The sequence below is a fragment of the Sphingopyxis sp. genome (assembly GCF_035998965.1).
Lineage (GTDB): Bacteria > Pseudomonadota > Alphaproteobacteria > Sphingomonadales > Sphingomonadaceae > Sphingopyxis.
The window spans coordinates 37,972-57,284 of record NZ_DASYHE010000062.1 but is presented as its reverse complement, the minus strand read 5'-3'; the positions used below and the strand labels follow the sequence as shown (position 1 = coordinate 57,284).

Annotated in this window: 18 protein-coding genes; 8 read left to right on the top strand and 10 right to left on the bottom strand. The window is 63.0% G+C overall.

Annotated features, from left to right (window positions below; genetic code table 11):
* The 4 genes from VGN68_RS11760 to VGN68_RS11745 all read left to right on the top strand — a co-directional run.
* The coding region (locus VGN68_RS11760; RefSeq protein WP_327476861.1) for a hypothetical protein at positions 1–206 on the top strand (206 nt) is incomplete at its 5' end.
* 287 nt (positions 207–493) lie between these two features.
* Positions 494–1,090: a TetR/AcrR family transcriptional regulator gene (locus VGN68_RS11755; RefSeq protein ID WP_327476858.1), complete on the top strand. Its 597-nt coding sequence runs from the start codon at positions 494–496 to the stop codon at positions 1,088–1,090.
* Between the two features lie 172 nt (positions 1,091–1,262).
* Complete coding sequence (locus tag VGN68_RS11750; protein WP_327476856.1) at positions 1,263–2,903, top strand: GMC family oxidoreductase; 1,641 nt, start codon at positions 1,263–1,265, stop codon at positions 2,901–2,903.
* Positions 2,904–3,029: 126 nt separating this feature from the next.
* Positions 3,030–5,450, top strand: a complete 2,421-nt coding sequence (locus VGN68_RS11745; RefSeq protein WP_327476854.1) for a hypothetical protein — start codon at positions 3,030–3,032, stop codon at positions 5,448–5,450.
* Positions 5,451–5,789: 339 nt separating this feature from the next.
* Here VGN68_RS11745 and VGN68_RS11740 read toward each other — a convergent pair whose 3' ends face one another.
* Together VGN68_RS11740 and traA are read right to left on the bottom strand one after the other, a co-directional pair.
* Positions 5,790–6,515 (bottom strand): DUF6118 family protein, encoded by a 726-nt coding sequence (locus tag VGN68_RS11740; RefSeq protein ID WP_327476852.1) that lies wholly within the window; start codon positions 6,513–6,515, stop codon positions 5,790–5,792.
* 8 nt (positions 6,516–6,523) lie between these two features.
* Positions 6,524–9,424: a Ti-type conjugative transfer relaxase TraA gene (gene traA / locus VGN68_RS11735; RefSeq protein ID WP_327476850.1), complete on the bottom strand. Its 2,901-nt coding sequence runs from the start codon at positions 9,422–9,424 to the stop codon at positions 6,524–6,526.
* A gap of 173 nt (positions 9,425–9,597) precedes the next feature.
* Here traA and VGN68_RS11730 point away from each other — a divergent pair, with 173 nt between their 5' ends.
* The 3 genes from VGN68_RS11730 to VGN68_RS11720 all read left to right on the top strand — a co-directional run bounded on the left by VGN68_RS11730 (position 9,598) and on the right by VGN68_RS11720 (position 10,528).
* Positions 9,598–9,921 (top strand): conjugal transfer protein TraD, encoded by a 324-nt coding sequence (locus VGN68_RS11730; protein ID WP_327476848.1) that lies wholly within the window; start codon positions 9,598–9,600, stop codon positions 9,919–9,921.
* A 16-nt stretch (positions 9,922–9,937) separates the two neighbouring features.
* Positions 9,938–10,147 carry a conjugal transfer protein TraD gene (locus VGN68_RS11725; RefSeq protein ID WP_327476846.1) on the top strand — a complete coding sequence of 70 codons (210 nt, stop codon included), beginning with the start codon at positions 9,938–9,940 and terminating at the stop codon, positions 10,145–10,147.
* A 105-nt stretch (positions 10,148–10,252) separates the two neighbouring features.
* A complete protein-coding gene (locus VGN68_RS11720) occupies positions 10,253–10,528 on the top strand; it encodes an excalibur calcium-binding domain-containing protein (RefSeq protein WP_327476844.1) in 276 nt (91 codons plus the stop codon).
* Positions 10,529–10,534: 6 nt separating this feature from the next.
* On the opposite strand, the gene VGN68_RS11715 is transcribed toward VGN68_RS11720, so the two are convergent.
* The 3 genes from VGN68_RS11715 to VGN68_RS11705 are packed head-to-tail and all read right to left on the bottom strand — an operon-like array spanning position 10,535 to position 12,663.
* Positions 10,535–11,464: a HEPN domain-containing protein gene (locus VGN68_RS11715; RefSeq protein WP_327476842.1), complete on the bottom strand. Its 930-nt coding sequence runs from the start codon at positions 11,462–11,464 to the stop codon at positions 10,535–10,537.
* A gap of 60 nt (positions 11,465–11,524) precedes the next feature.
* Positions 11,525–11,773: a sigma factor-like helix-turn-helix DNA-binding protein gene (locus tag VGN68_RS11710; protein ID WP_327476840.1), complete on the bottom strand. Its 249-nt coding sequence runs from the start codon at positions 11,771–11,773 to the stop codon at positions 11,525–11,527.
* Complete coding sequence (locus VGN68_RS11705; RefSeq protein ID WP_327476838.1) at positions 11,770–12,663, bottom strand: ArdC family protein; 894 nt, start codon at positions 12,661–12,663, stop codon at positions 11,770–11,772. The genes VGN68_RS11710 and VGN68_RS11705 overlap by 4 nt, the downstream gene beginning before the upstream one ends.
* 573 nt (positions 12,664–13,236) lie before the next feature.
* On the opposite strand from VGN68_RS11705, the gene VGN68_RS11700 reads away from it, so the two are divergent.
* The gene (locus tag VGN68_RS11700; RefSeq protein WP_327476836.1) at positions 13,237–13,446 is read left to right on the top strand and encodes a helix-turn-helix transcriptional regulator; all 210 of its coding nucleotides are present in this window, start codon (positions 13,237–13,239) and stop codon (positions 13,444–13,446) included.
* A gap of 52 nt (positions 13,447–13,498) precedes the next feature.
* On the opposite strand, the gene VGN68_RS11695 is transcribed toward VGN68_RS11700, so the two are convergent.
* The 5 genes from VGN68_RS11695 to VGN68_RS11675 all read right to left on the bottom strand — a co-directional run bounded on the left by VGN68_RS11695 (position 13,499) and on the right by VGN68_RS11675 (position 19,298).
* The gene (locus VGN68_RS11695; protein ID WP_327476834.1) at positions 13,499–13,822 is read right to left on the bottom strand and encodes a DUF736 domain-containing protein; all 324 of its coding nucleotides are present in this window, start codon (positions 13,820–13,822) and stop codon (positions 13,499–13,501) included.
* A gap of 743 nt (positions 13,823–14,565) precedes the next feature.
* On the bottom strand, positions 14,566–15,690 hold the full coding sequence (locus tag VGN68_RS11690) for a chromosome partitioning protein ParB (protein WP_327476832.1): 1,125 nt from the start codon (positions 15,688–15,690) through the stop codon (positions 14,566–14,568).
* Positions 15,691–15,767: 77 nt separating this feature from the next.
* On the bottom strand, positions 15,768–16,358 hold the full coding sequence (locus VGN68_RS11685; protein WP_327476830.1) for a ParB/RepB/Spo0J family partition protein: 591 nt from the start codon (positions 16,356–16,358) through the stop codon (positions 15,768–15,770).
* A gap of 488 nt (positions 16,359–16,846) precedes the next feature.
* Complete coding sequence (locus tag VGN68_RS11680; RefSeq protein WP_054731595.1) at positions 16,847–17,014, bottom strand: helix-turn-helix domain-containing protein; 168 nt, start codon at positions 17,012–17,014, stop codon at positions 16,847–16,849.
* A gap of 967 nt (positions 17,015–17,981) precedes the next feature.
* Positions 17,982–19,298, bottom strand: coding sequence for a tyrosine-type recombinase/integrase (locus VGN68_RS11675; protein WP_327476824.1), 1,317 nt, complete (start codon positions 19,296–19,298; stop codon positions 17,982–17,984).
* Positions 19,299–19,313 lie beyond the last annotated feature (15 nt).

Below are 19,313 nucleotides of genomic sequence, written 5' to 3'. Positions count from 1 at the left end.
GGTTGAAGTGTGCAAACTCCACCATAACGATGAACCCGGTGGCCACCAGCGACGCCGCATTCCGGGGTGGGGCATGCCCCACCCCGGAATACACCATCGCCTACACCGGAAATTACACCACGAGCGCGGACGCTAACGTTTGTCTATGCGGCATGAAATCTCCAGATACCAAAAGCATATTGCGTCGGAGCGACGCGATAGATTGATTTATGGATCAGTGGAATTGATGATTCCCATGCGCAGAAATTCGGCACGGCTAATGTCGGTGCCGTTGGCCGTTAGCGGAACTGCAGCTTTTCAGTTTGACCGAAACGAAAGTCGGCATTCACAAGCAACTACGACGCGCTCGCTACTGCCTCTGCCCGACCAATGTTGCTGGCAGATATACGAACAGGCTCAAGATGGTTCCGCTTGCCTGCGCGACGTCAATCCCGGTGCCGAGCCACCGACACGCTTTTCATTCGTCCAAGCACCGCCTATCTGATGTTTGAACATGGCAAAACGAAGCGCGGCAGAGGCTGCGGAAACGCGGCGGAACATTATCGAAGCGGCAGAACGCCAGTTCGCCGAGCGTGGTTTTGCGGGTACGGCGACCGCCGAAATCGCCAAGGCGGCGAATGTTACCGAGGGAGCCCTGTTCCACCACTTCCGCAACAAGCGCGAACTGTTTCAGACAGTGGTCAAGAAGGTACAGGACGAATTTCATGAAGAGATTGAGCGCCACGCGCGGAGTTCAGGCCAAGGTGTGGATGCCTTTCGCGCAGGGGCTCGGGCGTCGCTGAATTTCTCGCAGCAGCCATCCTATCAAAAGATTGTCCTGATCGATGCCCCAGCGGTTTTGGGAACATCCGAATGGCGTAAGATCGATAGCGCGCTGGGCCTGGAGACGATCGCACCCGTGTTGCGAATATTGGTGAACAAACCCGAACTCCCGGATGCCGATGTCATGCCGATGGCTGTTCTTGTCCTTGGATACCTCAACGAGACGGCCTTCGCGTTGGCACGCGACGAGAAGGGTGTCTCCATCGATTCGTGTATGACGCTACTCGAATCGATCATCGGAATATGGGTTCAAACGCATCGCGGTTGACGCGTTAGCGCACGATACTTCTTAAGCCAATATCCAGAACATGCCATATTTATCAATGTCTTGCGCCATAAAAATTAAACATAGTTGCGCAATGTATACATACATAGTATCGCTATCAAAAATATCGAGTGGCCGCGCTTCGCGGCTTTCGAAAGCGATGGAAACGTGATTTATGGAATTCGATTATATCGTCGTGGGCGCGGGCACGGCCGGCTGTGCTGCAGCGGAGGCGCTGACCCGTTCCGGCAAGAACCGCGTGTTGCTGATTGAAGCTGGCGGGAAGCCCACCAGCCCCTTCATCGGCATACCTGCCGGATTCGCAAAGCTTTTCCAGTCCCGGTTCGATTGGGCATTAGAAACGGTTCCACAGCGGGAAGCGGGGCGACGGCGTATCTTCGTCCCGCGCGGCCGAATGCTTGGGGGGTCTGCCAATCTCAACGCGCAAATTCATCAATGGGGCCATCCCGCCGACTATATGGCTTGGGCCGAGGGAGGAGCGCCAGGCTGGTCATGGAACGACGTCGCGCCGCACTTCGCCGCCATGGAGTGTGTCGCAGATGGGGATGATCCGAACCGCGGTCACACAGGACCCATGCATGTTGCGGTAAATCCGCACGCACATCGGGCAACCTGCGACTTTGTCAAAGCGGCGAAGACCGGGGTCGACCGCCCGACAAGGGATTACAATGGCGAGCAATATGAAGGGGCCTGGGTCGCTGAAATCGCGCATCGGCGTGGCAAGCGCTTCTCTGCATGGAATGCCTTTCTGAAGCCAGCCATGCGTCGACGAAACCTGCGCGTAATGACGGGGTGCCATGTGACACGGCTCCTCATCGACCGCGACCGGGCCGTCGGCGTCGAGCTGGCCGGGTTCTCTGCCCCCGGAGAACTGCGTGCAAAAGCAGGGGTTGTCCTTACTAGCGGGGCAATCGGGTCGCCCATGATCCTGATGCGTTCGGGACTGGGGCCTGCTGCGCAGTTGCGCCGCCATGGCATAGACGTGTTGCGGGATATGCCGGGCGTCGGCACGAACCTTCACGATCATGCCATGGCGGTGCTTACCTTCCCCACGCGCCACAACAGCACCTACAAGTCGGCAGAGAGTCCGCTGAACTTGCTGCGCTACCTGCTGGCCCGATCGGGTCCACTTGCGTCCAACGCAGCCGAAGCCATTGCATTTGCGAAGTCGTGCGCGTCGCTCCCTGCGCCAGACATGGAACTGATCTTCGCGCCTTTCGAATGGCGAAATGAAGCCCTCTCCCCGCCAGCGATACACGCTTTTTCCATCGGCGCCGCGCTTGCGCATCCTCTATCCCGAGGCAGCGTGACGCTACGCACCAGTGCCCCGCTTTCGCCGCCCCTGATCGATTTCGGCCTGTTCACCGATGCGGAAGGGCAGGACCGGCGAGCGATGATCGAAGCCGTGCGTTGGGCGCATCGGGTCGCGCAGTCGCCGGCGATGGCACGCCATCTGGTACCTGTACCCGATCTTCCCGATGCCCCCGATGCGATCTTCGATCAGGCCTGTTCGGTGATGCAGACGGTTTACCACCCGGCTGGAACCTGCCGGATGGGCCTGGACGCCGACGCCGTGGTTGCGCCGGACCTGTCCGTCCACGGCATAGGCGGCCTCTGGATCGGGGATGCCTCGATCATGCCACAGCTCCCCCGCGGCCATCCCAATGCCGCCGTGGCTATGATCGGCGCACGCGCCGCGGCATTTGCCGAAGCAACGGCCGAAGGACGGCCCGCCACCTCATTCGCAACACCCCAGACCCAAGGAGCAGCCATGAAGTTTCGCAATATGCGTTGATAGACGACCATTGATCTGAACGCGGAGGGCAACGGCCCGACCCGCATCCCCAATAACTCCGGCAACATCGCACGCGAAGGCACGCCTTTCGCGCCGCTTTGTTGCGTCCATTACTAAGGACTTAAAATGTTGAACAAGCTTCAGAATACCCCATCAAAGCTCGCCTTGGCCGCCAGCCTAGCGATGCTTGCGCCCGTCGCTGCGCACGCCGACCAGACTCCCGAGTGCAACACCGGCACCGGCCTCGCTAGTCTCGAATGCGGTGTCGGTGCCCAGTCGCCGGGCGACAGTTCGGTCGCGGTCGGCGGGATCGCAAGTTCATCCGGCGTCGCCTCGGTTGCGGTCGGTGGTGCAAGTGCCGCCGAAGGCACGTTCTCGACAGCAGTGGGTGCTTCGAGCTTTGCTTCGAACGCGGGCGATACGACGGCCCTCGGCGGCAATGCCATCGCGGGGAATGACGATTCCGATGTCGGCGCAACCGCCGTCGGGGCGAATGCTCAGGCGTTCGAAGCGGGCGCGACCGCAGTTGGCGTCAACGCGGAAGCAAGCGGTTTCGAAGCAACAGCCCTCGGTTCCGACTCCACAGCGTCCGGAACACAGTCGGTCGCGCTTGGCGACGCGGCTGAAGCCTCGGGAAGCCAAGCTGTTGCGCTTGGTCAGGATGCGAATGCCGCCGGATTTGTTGCCGTTGCCGTGGGTCAGCGTTCGAACGCCGCCGGCGACGCCGCCATGTCGCTCGGTTCAGACTCCTTTGCGGGTGGCTCGGAAGCCGTCGCGCTCGGCAACTTCGCCAGCGCCAGCGGAGATGCCTCGCTTGCATTCGGTGCCTCGACGACCGCGAATGGCGCCGGCAGCATCGCGCTTGGCAGCACCGCTTTAGCCGACGCTGACCGTGCCACGGCGATCGGGATCGACGCCCAGGCAATCGGCACATCCGCTGTCGCCCTCGGCGACAGCGCTGCCGCACAGGGCGCCGACAGCATCGCCGTCGGCGAAGGCGCCCTCGCACTCGGCGCAAACGCCCTCGCGCTTGGTTCGGATTCGACCGCAAGCGAAGAAGACTCGATCGCGATCGGCGCCAATGCAGCCGCGACCGGAACGAACGCAACCGCCCTCGGCGATTTTGCGCAGGCTCGCTTTGCGGGCAGCACCGCGATCGGCGCGAACACGGTGGCCGATGCCGAAAACGCCTTCGCAGCAGGCATCAATTCTGTTGCCGCCGGTCAGTCGTCGCTCGCGATCGGAGACGACGCCACGGCAGCGTCGGCTGATGCTGTGGCGATCGGCCATGGTGCAACGGCCCAAGGGGGCGCAGCGGTTGCCATCGGACTCGACAACTCGGCGACAGGCAATGGCGCCGTGGCCATCGGCGACCCCAATACGGCAGTGGGCACCGGCGCAGTCGCGATCGGCGCAAACAACAGCGCCCTCGGCGACGGCGCACTGGCGCTCGGCGACCAGTCCGAAGCACGCGGTCTGTCGTCTATCGCGCTCGGCCAGAATGCCGAAGCGACTGGGCTGGGCAGCAATGCGACGGGCCTGAATGCAACGGCGAACGGCGTAGCGGCCATAGCGTTCGGCGTGAACGCCAACACCATCGGCGACAACAATATTGCCATGGGCAATGGCGCCGAATCGATCGGCGTCACCAGCGTCGCCATCGGCAACGGATCAGTCGCAAGCGAGGACGACGCGGTCGCGCTGGGCGATCAGGCACAGGCCACCGGATTCCACTCGACGGCTTTGGGCGGCGAAGCCGTCGCTTCGGGCCGCGGCGCGCAAGCGTTTGGATGGCAGGCGCGCGCGACCGGCGATGTCTCGCTGGCATCGGGGCACCAGGCTTTGGCCTCGGGATCCGAATCCACGGCAGTCGGCCGTCTGGCAGAAGCAACCGCACGCCGATCAACGGCCTTGGGAATCAGCGCCTCGGCAACCGGCGAAGCATCCACTGCGCTTGGCTTTGATGCGAGTGCAACGGCGACGAACTCGCTCGCCCTCGGGAGCAACGCGACGGCCGGATTCGTCAATTCGACTGCAATCGGCGCGGGGGCAACCACCACCCGCGGCAATCAGGTTGCGGTCGGCGGATCGGGAAGCTCGGTCAGCGTGGGCGACATCGCTGCGAGCACCGCCGCCCAGGTCGGCCCGACCGATATCATGACTGTCGATGCCAGCGGCACCGTCGGTCGCGACACGACCCTGCGTCCGGCTCTTGCAGCTATCGGCACCGCATTGACCAATCTCGGCAACCAGATCGCGGGACTTGAGGCCAATCAGACGCTTCTTTTCGATCTGACGCGCACGAACCAGAAGGAAGCGCGCCGAGGCATTGCCGCGGCCGTGGCAATGGCCGACGCACCCTTTCCGTCGGCACCGGGTCGGACCAGCTATGCGGCGAATGGTGCGGTCTATCGCGGTGAAGTGGCCGTAAGCTTCTCGCTGATGCATCGCTTCAACCTCGACACGCCCGTCGCGTTCACGGCCGGCGTTTCGCATAGCGGCGGCAAAGATACGGCCGTTCGCGCGGGCATCGCCGGCGAGTTCTAATTGAAGCAAGGATGGCGCCGCCGGTCATCCGGCGGCGCCATAATCATCGAACAGAAATGCTTTCTATGCTTTGGCACTGGGCGGGCAGCCCTCGAACAAAAAGCCGGCCAATCGGCGTTCCCGCTGCAATTGCGCCGTTGACCCTAACGTGGGTCGCCATCATCTCGATTACATTGCTGAGTAGCTAGGTCGAATTTTCGGCGCTGGCCTATGACGCCAGGCACGCACCCTCTAATTATGGTATATGCCGGCCCCTTTGGATCGGCGACTGTCCGCTTTCAAGCTTGGTCGAATTTCACTGGAACGACCACAATCGGGCGCAAACCCGACGTCATCATTTCATTTCCCAACACTAATTTTGATCGAGCAGCCGACTTCAATCTTCCGCCGCGCTGCCTGCTTTTCGCACTTCGCTATGGCGCTTTCATTCGCTTGGTAGAGGCGTAACGCCCGAGAGACATTTTGCCATTGCTCCGGGTCGCCTATTTTCATCAGCCGTGCACCAGCATCCCAAAGCCCAAGCCGCATCTGCGCGGCGGCACGTCTTTCGGGCCAGTACCAGTCCGTGGGTACCGACCGATCGATTGCTGACGGAACAGTGCAGCCGGCGATGAACGCCAAGATCGCCGCCGCCGTTGCGCTTACCGCAATCCAAAGATTTTGTTTTCTCTGCGCCCGCGCTGACGACACGACGGATTTGAGCGAGCGAACTGCGTCGTCGAGGTGCGAACCCGCTTCGCGCAGCGCGCGCTGCTCATCATCACGTAGCCGCGTGCCGGCGGATCGGATCTGTTCCGATATGATTTCTGGTGTGAGGGCCAGCGCTGGCCGTTCGTTTAGTTGCTTGAAGGCGTCGCGCGCTTTTTCCCATTTCTTGTCGATCTGGGAGAGTTCTTCGCTGTAGTCTCGCCCGACAAGCTGCTCTTGCCTGTCGGCAAATTTGTCAAACGCGTTCGTGAGGGTGGATATGCGGCTCGACAACCTGTTGAAGGCTTCGTCGAGGGCGATGTCATCAGCGGCCACGCTATCGTCGCCGCTGACATTTTCGGGGTGATTGTGGCTCATCACGCGAGCTAAATCCCAATTCCCAAATAACGCGAGGGGCGGAGATAATCCTGGAGCGCCTGAGACATCGATTTTTTCTCGATCGCCTTAAGACCAAGCTCGCTGGTGCGATTTCGAAGCAGCGACTCGAGCTGCGGGTCACGGTGCAGGCTTTTCGCCATGTCGGTGAGCCTTGCCCCGACGCGCTCGGCGTGGGCATGGTCGTAGTTCGCCCTATGCTCTCGAAGTTGCTTCGCGCCTGCCTGCCATTCGGCGACAAAGCGATCCGCCCGGGCCGGTGCCTCGATGCGGAGCTTCGTCTCGGCGCGCATCGCCTCCACCGCGCGGTTTGTGCGACCGTTCGCCGCCTCGGCAGTGAGTGAGGGATCATTGCGAAGCGCCGCTGCAAGATCCTTCGCTCCGTTGGTCCTAAGCGCGTCGATGTCGCGCGTCGCGGCGTCGAGGCTTTTGCGCTGATGACCGATAGGCGACAACCCCTTGGCGTGCATGCCATCGATGTCGCGCTGCGCGCGCGCAAACCGTTCGACCGCTTTGCTCAGCGCGCTCCGCTCGGGAGCAGGATCGATCGCGCGAACGGAGACGCGGTGTTCGCGCGGGCGAGATTGTTGTGGCTGCTCAGCCGGCATGATGCCGAGCGACTTGGCCGACACAGTGCGATTGATCTTTAGGCCGGCGAACATGCTGCGCTTCGGAGCGGGTTCCTGCACTCGATAGTCGCTCGCCATGTCCTTACCGCGCTCGCGCGATGCGGCGCGAACCAGTTTCGACTGGCTCGCAAAATCGTCGCGTCCATAATATAGGTCCACCTGCTCGCGATGCCTGGACAGCGCGACATAGGTCGAGTGGCTGTCTACCCCCGGCGTCGCGAGTACTTGCACGCGGTCGACCGTCATGCCCTGCGCCTTGTGGATCGTGGCGGCATAGCCATGATCGACATGGGCATAGTCCTTCAGGTCGAACGCCACGCTGCGCCCATCATCGAGCATCACCGCCATGCGCATCCGATCGACATTCTGGACGGTTCCGAGCGAGCCATTCTTCACGCCGATGCTCCGCTCATTCCTGAGGAACATCACACGGTCATTTTCGGCGAACATTCGCTCGCCGCGCTCGACGGTGATAGCGACCTCGACGCCAAGCGCCCCGCTCGCTTTCAGCCGATCGCGCACCTCCTCGTTGAGCACGCGCACCTCGTCACTGGTGTGCGTGAGGATAATCCGGCTGGCATCGGGATAATGCTGGCGATCACGATCCCAGGCATCAACCAGGTCGGCTCGCGCCGCTTCCCGCGTTTCGGCTGCATGCACAAGGCCAGCCTCGGCATACCGCGCGATCGCTTCACCCGTCCGCCCGGTTGCGAGCTCGCGCGTTGCCTCGCGCTGCCACTCCGCCAGCTGCCGGCGGATATCCATGATCTCGACGGCGCCGTGGCGCTCGGCGACAGACCGGAACGCCGCTCCTGCCTCGATCGCCTGCAACTGTTGCGGATCGCCGACCAGCACCACCTTCGCACCCTGCCGTTCGGCTTCGGACACGACACGTTCGAGTTGTCGGGTCCCGACCATTCCGGCTTCGTCGATCACGAGGATATGTCTGTCGGTCAGCCGCTCGCGATCTTGCCCCCACTGATGTTCGAGGCTGGCGAGCGTGCGCGAGCCGATGCCCGAACCGAGCTCGAGCCCCTCGGCCGCGATGCCTGAGAGCGCCGCACCCTGCACCTGATAGCCCGCCGCCTCCCATGCCTCGCGCGCGACCCCGAGCATCGCGCTCTTGCCCGTCCCGGCATAGCCGATGACATTGCTAATCCCGCGCGCGCCGGTGACATGTTCTAGCGCGCCGCGCTGCTCGGCGGAGAGGTCGAGGCCGCGCTGCGACGCAAGCGCAAGCGCACGTTCGCGCTGGCGATCGGGGACGGCGTGGTTGCGGCGCGCGTCGAGCGTCGCGGTCACGCGTTCGAGGCGCTGTTCGGTCTCGATCATCGCGCGTGAAGTGAACCGGTCTTCGCCGCGTCCGTCCCGACCAAGCGCGACCAGATCAGGAGCGGATTTGACCGCCGACATCACGGCATCAAACTGCTCCTTGCCGTCGCTGTGCCGATGCACGAACACCGCAAGATCGCGGTTCGTGAATGTCGCTTGCCGGTGCGTGATCGCGTCGAGCGCGATCGACGGATTGGCGATGATCTTGTCGCCATTCGACCGGGCAATCTCGAGATGTTCGCCATGCCGATCGGACTCCAGCCCTTGCGCCGCCATACGTGACGCCGCCGGTCCAATCTTGTGCTGCGGCTCAAGGTCGATGCCCTGCGCTTCCAGAGTCCGGTGATCGACGCGCGCATCGATATCCAGCGAAGCTAGCCGCTCATTGACATGCTCGGCCCAAGCTTCGCGCCAATGGGTCAGTAGCTCGGTACGGTTCCAGTCGCGCACCTTGGCGCCGAACCCGGCACTGCCGTCCTCACCGATTTTGATTTCGCGCATCGTCAACATGACATGCGCGTGCGGCCGCGCCAGACCATCGGAGCCGATGTCCCAATGGACATTGAGGTCGGCGATCATGCCGCAATCGACAAACTCGGCTTGCACAAAATCACGAGCCAGCGCGATGCCCTCTGCCTCGGTCATCTCGCGCGGGATCGCGAACTCGATCTCGCGCGCGAGCTGCGCGTCCTTTCGAAGCTCGGCCGCCTCAACATCGTTCCAGAGTTGCTCGCGGTCCTGCCAGCGTTCGTCGGCACCGTCGGGCAGCAGCACCTCGCTGTGCACCACGCCCGCCTTGTTCGAGAAATCATGGCTGCGGCCAAGCCGCTCGTCGTGCAGCCGATCGGCCGAGCGATAGGCGGCCGCGGCGACCGCGCTGCTGCCGACCGCGCGGGAAATGACTTTTGCCGAGAAATGATAGATCGCCATGAGGGCGATCCATTTACAGCAAAACGGGCACGTCGGCACGACGTATAAGCGCGCCCTCACACGATTTCATCGCGCTCGGGATCACAAAGTCGCAAGAGGTTTCAGCGTCTTGTGCGCCATCGAAACCTGACATAGCTGGATCGTCCGACCCCATTTCATGGAAAGGACAGACGATGCGGAAACCGCGTGATTTCGATGCCGAACTCCAGGCACTCACCGACAAGGCGAGGGCGTTGAAGGTGAAGAAGCAAGGCCAGCTCGGCGAGCTAGTCGTTGCCACCGGTGCCGATGCGCTGTCGATCGAGCAGCTGGCGGGCGCGCTGCTTGACGCCATCGGCGCCGACGCGGCGCGGAAGGAGACGTGGCGCAAGAGCGGCGCGGCATTCTTTCGTGGCGAAGGCGCCCGCGCTCGCAAAGGCGCTGGCCGGAACGCGGGCGGCGGCGCGCCGAGCGGTGCAGGCGCGCAATCGACTTCAGGCGAAGCGGGCGCGGCATGATAAACGCGAGTGGCAGGTGAAGCGCCGCGAACGCACGCGGCAGCTAATCGAACTCGGCGGGCTCGTCGCCAAGGCCGATCTGATCGAGCTGACAGGTGACGATCGCGCGGTGATCCTCGGCCTTCTTGTCGAGGCGGGCGCGAAGCTTCGCGGCGAGGAACGCGAACAGCAACTGCTGCTCTGGCGCCGTCGCGGCAAACGCGCCTTCGAGGATAATGCGGCATGACGGTCGCGATACCGAACATTTACCACGCACAGTTATGTCGGTCCGATGGCGCGGCACTGGAAACCTCGCAGGCGTCATCGGCGCAAAGCTTCGGCGTCCCACATATTGTTGGGCGCCGGACTGCTCGGCGCGATCGTCGGTGTCGGCTCGGTCAGCACGACGTCGGATGGCCGCGCGCAGCTTTATGCCGCCGCCGAAGAGTTCAGCGTCGCCACCGGTCTCGCCCGCGAGCGCGCGCCGCAGGCGGGCGATCATTGGCGGCGCTGCGACGATGCGCGCGCGGCGGGATCGGCGCCGATCTATCGCGGCGAACCGGGATACCGCGATGGCCTCGATGCCGACAATGACGGGATCGCGTGCGAGCCCTATCGCGGGCAATAACGCCAGCTACTTGGCCTTGGCTGCCGCAGCTTCTAGCTGCGCGATGCGCTCCGAACAAATCGCATGCACTGCGCGACCCAGTTCTTCGACACGTTCGCCGAGCCAGAGAAGCTCCTCCTCGGTGATTCGGAAGTGTTTTGAATATCTCGCCTTGACGTAAGCTTCTTTCAGCTTTTCGAAGCGCGAACGGTCGGCTTTGATTTCGCGCGGCCAGGCATCGACGAGGCGCATGTCGATGCGCTCGGCTTGCGTGCGAAGAAAGCCGAGATTGTGGACGTGCGGCGTGTAGAAGGTGCAGACCAGAAGAACGCAATGATAGAGCGTTTCTGCGGTTTGATGCAGTTCGAACGCTGTTTCCTTCAAGTGTCCCTTCTCGATTCCAAATTTCGCAAAATCGTTCCGACGCATCGCCGCGGGAAACCACTCGTCAAAATACTCCTTGGCCATCGCGAGCGCCTGCTGCGAAGTCTTCGGCTTGGGAGTGTGCAGTTCCTTGTCATCAAACTCGTAGAGCGCGATGCCGTCCTTCGCGATATCCATGAAGAAATAGCGCCCGTGCGCGAGGCCGTCGTTCACCTCCTGCATGGTGTGGACGATGAAGTTCACCGGCGTGTGCAGCGTCTTGTTGATGGCGAGCTCGCGGTTTAGCCGATCCTCTACCTTCAGCCAATAATCGACCTTGTCGGTGAGCCTTTTGTCGCTGACGATGATGAGCAGATCGAAGTCCGAGCGATAGCCCTTGGCGGTGTGCGGCTCGTCGACCCAGCCGCCGCGCGCGTAACTGCCGTAAAGGATCAGCTTCTCGATGCGCCCCTTCTTCTTCCAGTTCTGGGTGGCGAGCGCGATGCTGTCGGCAAATTCTTCGAAGATGATGTTCTTCACGCGCTCGATTTCGCGCTGCTTGTTGGACGGAAGATGATCAAGGCCGGTACGCATTGATTTCACCCTGTAATTGCGCGGGCCGGATGGCAAGCGCCATCGGGCCCGCGCGACCTCCTAAAGCCGGAATCGCCACCACCATGGATCCTTTTCGTCCATGGCGATCATGAGGACGCGGAGGGCGCCCGCAAAATGCCATTCAACCTCGGCGACCGTGATGCCGAACCGCACGGCGATTTCGGGATAGCTCAGTTCCTCGACACGGATCGCGAGGAAGATTTTGCGGTCCATCTCTTCCATCCGGTCAACGGCGCGCTCGGCTCGCCACAGTCGCAGCCGGTCGTCGCGGGCAATACGCGCGCTCACCGATCATCCCCCGCGAAGGCGAGGAGATAATCGCTCGCCTTGCTCGCCCCACTCGCGGCGCGAAAGATCGCCTTCTCGTCATCGCGCAGCACCGACAGCCACGACGCGAGATAGTCCGAATGCCGGACCGTCGGCGCGATGCCGAGCGATGCGCAAGTGAAAGCCGCCGCCATCTCGGCGACAAGCTCTTCCTTGGCGTAGGCCTCCGACCCGAACCCGCCTTTCTGTTCGCGATCCAAACGGCTGCTATGACCAGTCCAATGACCAAGCTCATGAAGCGCGGTGCGGTACCAGTTCACCGGTTCGTGGAACGCGGCCTGCGGCGGCACCTGCACAAAATCATGGCTCGGGCTGTAAAAGGCTTCATCGCCGCCGATCTGAAAGCGCGCGCCGCTCGCCGCAATCAGCGCGTCGGCCTCGGCGATGGCAAGCACCGGATCGGGGCCGACCATTGGGGCGGTAAAATCTTCGGGCAGACCTTCGCACTGGTCCACGTTGAACACGACAAAGCGCTTCAGGAACGCCACCTGCCGCGCCTCGCGATCCTCTCCCCGCGCCGCCTCGGCTTCGGCCTTGGGCGTGAACCGGTCCGCGTAGCAGATGACGGTGCCCTTCTCACCGCGCCGGACATTGCCGCCTGCCGCCTCGGCCTGCCGGTAGGTGAGCCAGCGCTGCGAGGTATAGGCCTTGGCAATGCCCTCGGCCCATAAGATCAGCACATTGATGCCGCTATATTTGCGAGCGGTGCCCGCATTCTGCGGCATCGTGCATCCGCACGCAGCGCTATCCCACGGCTGCACCCAAGGCAGCCGTCCTTCTTCCAGTTCCGCGATGATACGATTGGTGACCTCGCTGTAGAGGCTGGCCCGCTCCTTTCGTTCTGCACGCATGTCCCTTCTCCTTCCAGCCACCGCACCCCGGCCCGGAAGGGGGCGGGGTGGGCGGCAGGAGGGAGCCGGCAGACCCGCATCATCGGTCGGTCTGCATCCGAAGGACCGGAACGAAGAGAAGGACCCGCGGCACGTGGGTTGCGGCCCGGCCGGGCGGGGCTAAGGCGAGTGACGCCCACCCTGCCCCCGTCCTGCCGGGGACCATCGACGCCGCCGCGACGCGGCGACAGTACGCGCGCCAGACGCGCCCTCCCCTCGCGAATCGGACACGCGCCGCGCCGTAATCGGCGCGTCATTTCGAGGCGCGGCCGTCGCCGACCGCCTCATTTTCGCTTTCGGACGTGCGTGGCGAGACGCTGTGAGAAAAATATTGTCGCCTGCACTATGATCATCCGCAGATGCCAAGATACGGCCACGGATGCGGGCGGCCAAACGACAGCGCACGACGCCATTAGTGGCGCTTTTCTGCGGTGTTGACGATGGCCCGGTCAATACCCTTCTATGATCTCACGTCGACGTATGAACCCCCAGCATATGGAGAAATACCCCTTGGCATATCAGTCACCCTTGCGCATGATGCGCCTCGATGAAGTCCTGGCCCTGACCGGCCTCAGCCGCGCGACCCTCTACCGGAAGATCGCAGCCGGCACCTTCCCGCCGCAGCACAAGCTTGCGGAACGCTGCTGCGGCTGGCGCGCAGGCGAAGTCGATATCTGGCTCCGCAATCCGATCTCGTTCACCGTCGCCGACCTCAAGCGCGACGACGATCGCGACGCCGCCTGATCTGCACGACAAAGCCCCGCGCTGCATCTGCGGCGCGGGGTGGAAGCCCGCCTCAATCGGCGGGGTTCCAGATGAGGGCGAAACCGTCTTCGCCGTCCTGACCGGCGGCGCGGCCGAGGTTCGCATAGAGCCGGCGCGGACCGAACTCGGGAGCTGCGAGGCTCAGCGACACATATTGTTCGCCCGAAACCTGACCGACGCGGATCCAGCCGGCACCGATTTCGACGCCCTCGGAATAGACCCGGTAGTCGGGCTGGACATCGCCCGCCTTCGATCGGTTGGTCCGGATTTCGATCGCAGCGCGGATCGAGAGGGTTTTCAGCTGGCCCACGAAGCCCTGTTCGATGGTGCCGTTTACAAAGCCGATAGCTGCCATTGGTCGTCTCCTTGAATGAGCCGCGGGACCATCCCTGCGGCATGGGCGGACCAAGGGCCGGCGCATGAGGTGTTCCCGTGAACCCGCAGGGCCGCAGCGAAGCGGAGGAGTGCGGCGGCGCGATTATTTGAAGCGAAGCGGCCGCGAGGAGCCGGCGCAGCCGGCGGGGAAATAATCGCGGCGCCGCACTTTCGCGGGGCGCCGCGCTGGTCCAGGTCCAATCGCCCGTCGCCGGGGATGGGCCGTCGTCTGTCGGAGAGGACGGCAGTCTTTTGGATTGACCGGCATGATGAGGCATCGGGGTGGCGGCAACCGCTCCCAACCGCCTCATAAAGGTCCGGCTCCCGTTTGTGGCGTTAACGTGTGGCCTCGCCGCGGTCCTATTCTGAGCCGTCGATCATGCCGAAACCCAACGTCGCAGGGTCTGGAGCGAAGATTCCGTAACGTCTTATCGCATTTCGCTATTCGGTAACACGCAATGGCCATATCCAGATCGAAGCGATTCTCCGTCGGCGCGGGCCATGCGACCTAAAGCCTGCGTCGGGGGTGGGGGGCGATGATCACCACCATCGTCGGGCGGCGCGAAGGACTCTTCGCGCCGCTTTTCCTTTTTATGGGCGCGCGCCGCTGCCGTTTGCGGCAGCGGCGCGCGCGGGATAAACTACGCCGCGCCGGTCGAGACCGGCGCGTCAATTCCCCCGCGCGAAAAAAGGCAGGCGACCGAAGCCGCCCGCCCCATGTTCTCAGGCTGCGAGAGGCGGATGCTCCTCGCCATCGCCCTCGTTGGCTTCCGCGAGCTCGCCCTCGGCGCTGACCGCAAGCTCATGGCGGACACTCGCCGCCGACTTCACGCTGCCCACCCCTCCGCGCGTTGTGTAGGCCGACGGTGGAAAGGCCATCCATTGCGGCACCCATGGTTCGGCCTTGCCCCGACCGTTGGCCCCCTCAAGGCAATCGGAGACAATGGCCTTCAAGGCCTTGCCCTTCTCACCGGCGTTCGCTGCGGCAACCTCCGGTCCCGCGACCTCGCCGACGATGGCGAGCAGCACTTCGCGGTCGCGAAGCCGGTCGAAGAACGCCGCGTCCGCCGACCAGTGCTGGCGCATGTCGGTGCCCAGATGAAGTCCGATCATCTCCACCGCCTCGCTTCCCGCCTGCAGCGTCTCGCCCATGACAATCGCCACAACTTCCAGCACCACCGGATCGGGAAGTTCGAGCAGCCGCGCGAATAGTGGGGCAAAAGGGGGCCGGTTCATCGGCCTTCCCGTGACGGTGGACGCTTCCTCGTCGAACCCGAGCACCGCCAGCACCGCGCGGCGTTTGAGGTCGAACGCCGTTTCAGCCGAAGATGTCTCCACGCTCTCGGCGATATCTTCCTTCGGCGCGCGCTGGGCCTCGACATCGACACTCCAGAGGTCGGCACCCGCGATGACATGCGCGAGCATCGCCCGCAGCGCAACGCCGCCATGCCCTGCCAGATCGGCGCGCACCGCCGCATGGCGATGAAGGTCGATATAGGCATTGAGCGGACCCGACACTTCTGGACGAACGGGCTTGGCGATCACGGCATCGCCCTCGCCCCTCCCACCGCCGCCCGAAAGCCGCTTCGCTTCCTTGGTCGTGACGAACCCTTCGTGGAAGCTCACCTCGCCGCTCTCGCGAACCTCGACATAGATGCGTCCGCCCTTGCGCTTGCCCGCATGGGCATAATCCCAGGACCGGAACCAGTCGCCGCGCGCCATGATGACCACATCGGACCACCCCGCTTCGAGATAGGCGGCCTTGCGCGCTTCGATGGCGGCGGTCTGCGCCGACCAGAAGGCATCGGCGTCGGCAAAGAAGCTGTCCTCGCCGAACAGGTCGGACACGACAGCAAGCTTCGCTTCCTCGATATCGAACAGCGCGTGCTTGACCGCGATGGCGGTGCCGCCGAACAGCCATGCTTTCAGCTGATGGCCGCTCGGGCAATAAACCCCTTCATCGTCGAACAGCGCCAGCCACGATTTCTGCTGGGTCTTCGATGCAGGGTCAGATGCCGGACGGTGCCCGCATCGATCTCGCCGCCGCGATAGAGGGTGCGGATGCGGGGGAGCAAGTTGCCGAGCGCAAGGATGCGCTTCACCGCGCGCGGCTCGAACCCGAAGCTGTCCGCGACCTCTTCGACCGACCGCCCCGCTTTCACGAGCGCGACGAACGCCTCCCACTGACTGACCTCGTCGGGCTGCACCCGTGCGAGATTTTCGAGCATCGAGGCTTCAAGCGCATCGGCGTCGTCGCCCTCGTCGAGAATGGCACAGGGAATGGGCCGAACTGCCCCACCCTCGCGCACCACCGCGCCCACGGCGGTAAAACGCCGACGCCCCGCGACAATCTCGTAATGGCCTTCCGAGCAGTTCGGACGGACCAGCAGCGGAACGAGCACGCCCCGCGCGCGGATGCTCGGCATAAGGTCTGCGACGTCGGGGTCTTTCCCCTTCCCGCGCATGTTGGCGGCTGCGATGGACAGGTTGCCCAGATCAATGAAATCCAGCTTCATGACTTTCTTCCTTTTCTCACCACACCCGGCCCCGGACGGCGGGGCGGGCGGCGAGAAAAGGCGACGGGACCGCGCCAAAGGCCGGCGCGCACCCGAAGGGCTGCAACGAAGTGGAAGAGCCGGGCATCGCCCGGCTTGCGCGACGGCCGAGCGGTCCCATAGCCGTGCGCCGAACGACACGCAGTCCGTGGCCGGCAAACCCGGCAACGCCGCCGTGCGGTCAGCGCGGCGTCAACATCGGACAACAGACGCGCCCTTGGCGAAGCCGCAGGCGGGGCGGCGTGCGTGCGGGCTTGGGCTTAGCCGCCGCCCCGCCAAGATCAGCGAGCCGAGAGCGCTGCGCGGCCTACCGCAAAAACGCGCGATCTCTGGCGGCAGCCTGCCGCCGCCAGTGCGCGCTCATTTCAGGCCGCGCTCCATTTGAACTCGGCTTTGTGTTTCCTGTTTTAATGTTGCGAAGAAAATCGGCGGTTTTGCCGCCGACTATATCATCTGTCGGATTGAGCCAGGCGCCGGATCGATTCTGTCGTCAGCAAGGTGCGCGTACCGATCTTGATCGCGTCGAGCGATCCCGATTTAATGAGGGCGTACACAGACGACCGGCCAATGCCGAGCGCCTTGGCGGTTTCGTTGATCGAAAGGACGAGAGGTTCCATGAGGGTCTCCGTGTGTGACGATTGTTGGTGGGAGACAGCTCAGGTTGCACATGATTGCGCATGCGTCGTCCGGTAACCCGAACCCGCGCAAATCTGCGAGCGGTTGGAAATTTCGGTAACTGCGTCCTAATGATTTTGGCGCTTTTCGGCGAGTTTTCGGTATCTCCCGAAGCTCCGATCTAGCCGGCGCCCCGATTTATTTTTACTGCCGCGACGATGTCCTTCGCAAATTGCCGCAGTCGCGTGTTCTCCGGAACGGGAATATCGTTACCGTGCTCGTCGCTCGGTTCGCAGCGATCTCTGATGAGATCCATGATCTTGCTTTCGGCGCGATATTCGTCCGGATCGATCGCGCGAAGCGTCGGGTGCTCGATCAAGGCGAGCAGCATTGCCGCATAATCATATTCCTTCGGGCGCCCCCCGCTACTGGGCCGGACCTTCAGAGCTTGAATTACGTCCTCCGGCTCAGCATCGACGAAGATCTGAGCGCTGAACCAGAAGCCATGCGGTGGGAGCACGATCGCGCGGTCGCTGGCGACTTCGGACAACAGCAAGCCGCGCAGCCGTCCGTAAAAGTGGCGGCGGTGGATTGGATGCCGCCTGCCTCCGCGGTCGTAGTAATAGGCTGCAGGCCCGGTTCGGCGACCGAGATAGTCGAAGAGCTTCTCGAGCGTTTCGACGGTTGAACGGCGGCTACTACCGTAGAGGGGAGCTCGCTTTTTCTCGGCGATCCCCAATCCGTACTGAAAATGCCGCCAGTACGCCGCAACGCAGGCCGCAATCGCGAGCAGGGCGATCGCCGCAACAGAAGCGGCCCGACCCATGTCATCTCCATTCAATGCCGCCGCGCCCCAGACGACCAGAAGGAGCAACAAAAGCAGAATGCAGAGCAGGAATGACGTAGCCAGGATCAGGAATCGGCGCCTGACCGCGCGCTCGATGGCGACCGCGACGCGGTCGACTTCTTCTAACCCCAGCTCCTCCTTGTCCTTGGCGTATAAGAGGCGAGCGGCAATCCGCGCGAGGCTCCGATGTGCATCGGCCGGCCGATGCCATACGCCGGTCGAAGCTGAGGTCTCGGCGACGGGCATCGGTTTCCTCCTTCACGCAGATCGTCGAGATAGTCGCTCCACCATTGGGCCATTTCGACGCGTTCGGCCCAATAGGCTGACTGATTGTAAATACGACGTATTGTGCCGCCGACCGCGTGCGCAAGTGCCCGTTCGATCGCGTCGGGATTCCAATAGCCCGATTCGTTGAGAAGCGATGATGCGGAGGTGCGAAATCCATGCGCCGTCATCTGGTCCTTCGGAAATCCCATTCTCCGCAGCGAGGCGTTCAGCGTGTTGTCGCTGATGGGCCGGGACCGCGTGCGAACCGACGGAAAGACATATTGGCCGGAACCCGAGAGGATCCGCATGTCCGCAAGGATAGCCAGCGCCTGCCGCGAAAGGGGCACGGCATGCGGCTGGCGCATCTTCATCTTGCCCTCCGGGATCGTCCAGACCGCCTTGTCAAAATCGATCTCGCTCCATTCCATCTGGCGCATCTCGCCGGGACGCTGGAACAAATGCGGCGTTAGCTTCAAGGCCGCCATGACGGCCGGATCACCCTGATAATCATCGATCGCGCGCAGTAATCCGCCGAACGCCACGGGTTCCGTAATTGCAGGAAAATGCTTCACCTTCGGAATGGTCAGCGCGCCGATCAATAGATGCGCAGGGTCGCGGTCCGCGCGCGCGGTCGCCACGGCATAACGGAAGACACGACTGACGAACGACCGCAGGAGATTTGCTGTTTCCAGCCGACCCCGACGCTCATGCTTGCGGAGTTCATGCAAAATCTCATGCGGGGTGATGTCGGTGATAGGACGCCTGCCGAATTCAGGACCGAGCAGCTTTACGAACCAACGCATCTTTTTCAGCGTCGGCGCGGCCAGACCTTCGCGAGTTTTCTTCTGGATCAGATCGTCGGCCACATGCGCGAAACTGTTGCGAGCGCGCACAGCCGCTTCAATTCTCGCTTCCCGCTTGGTGAAGTTTGGATCGATCGAATGCGCTATCTGCTTGCGGGCGGCGTCACGTGCTTCCCGCGCCTCGGCCAAACTGATCTCGGGATACGAGCCGAGTGCCAACTTCCGCTCAACTCCATTGATGCGATATTTCACCCGCCACAGCTTACTGCCGCTCGGGTTGACCTGGAGGTACAGACCTTTTGCATCCGCAACCTTGTAGGGCTTCTCTCTTGGCTTGGCGTGTCGGATCGCCGCATCGGTCAGAGCCATTTGGGGGCCTCGCAA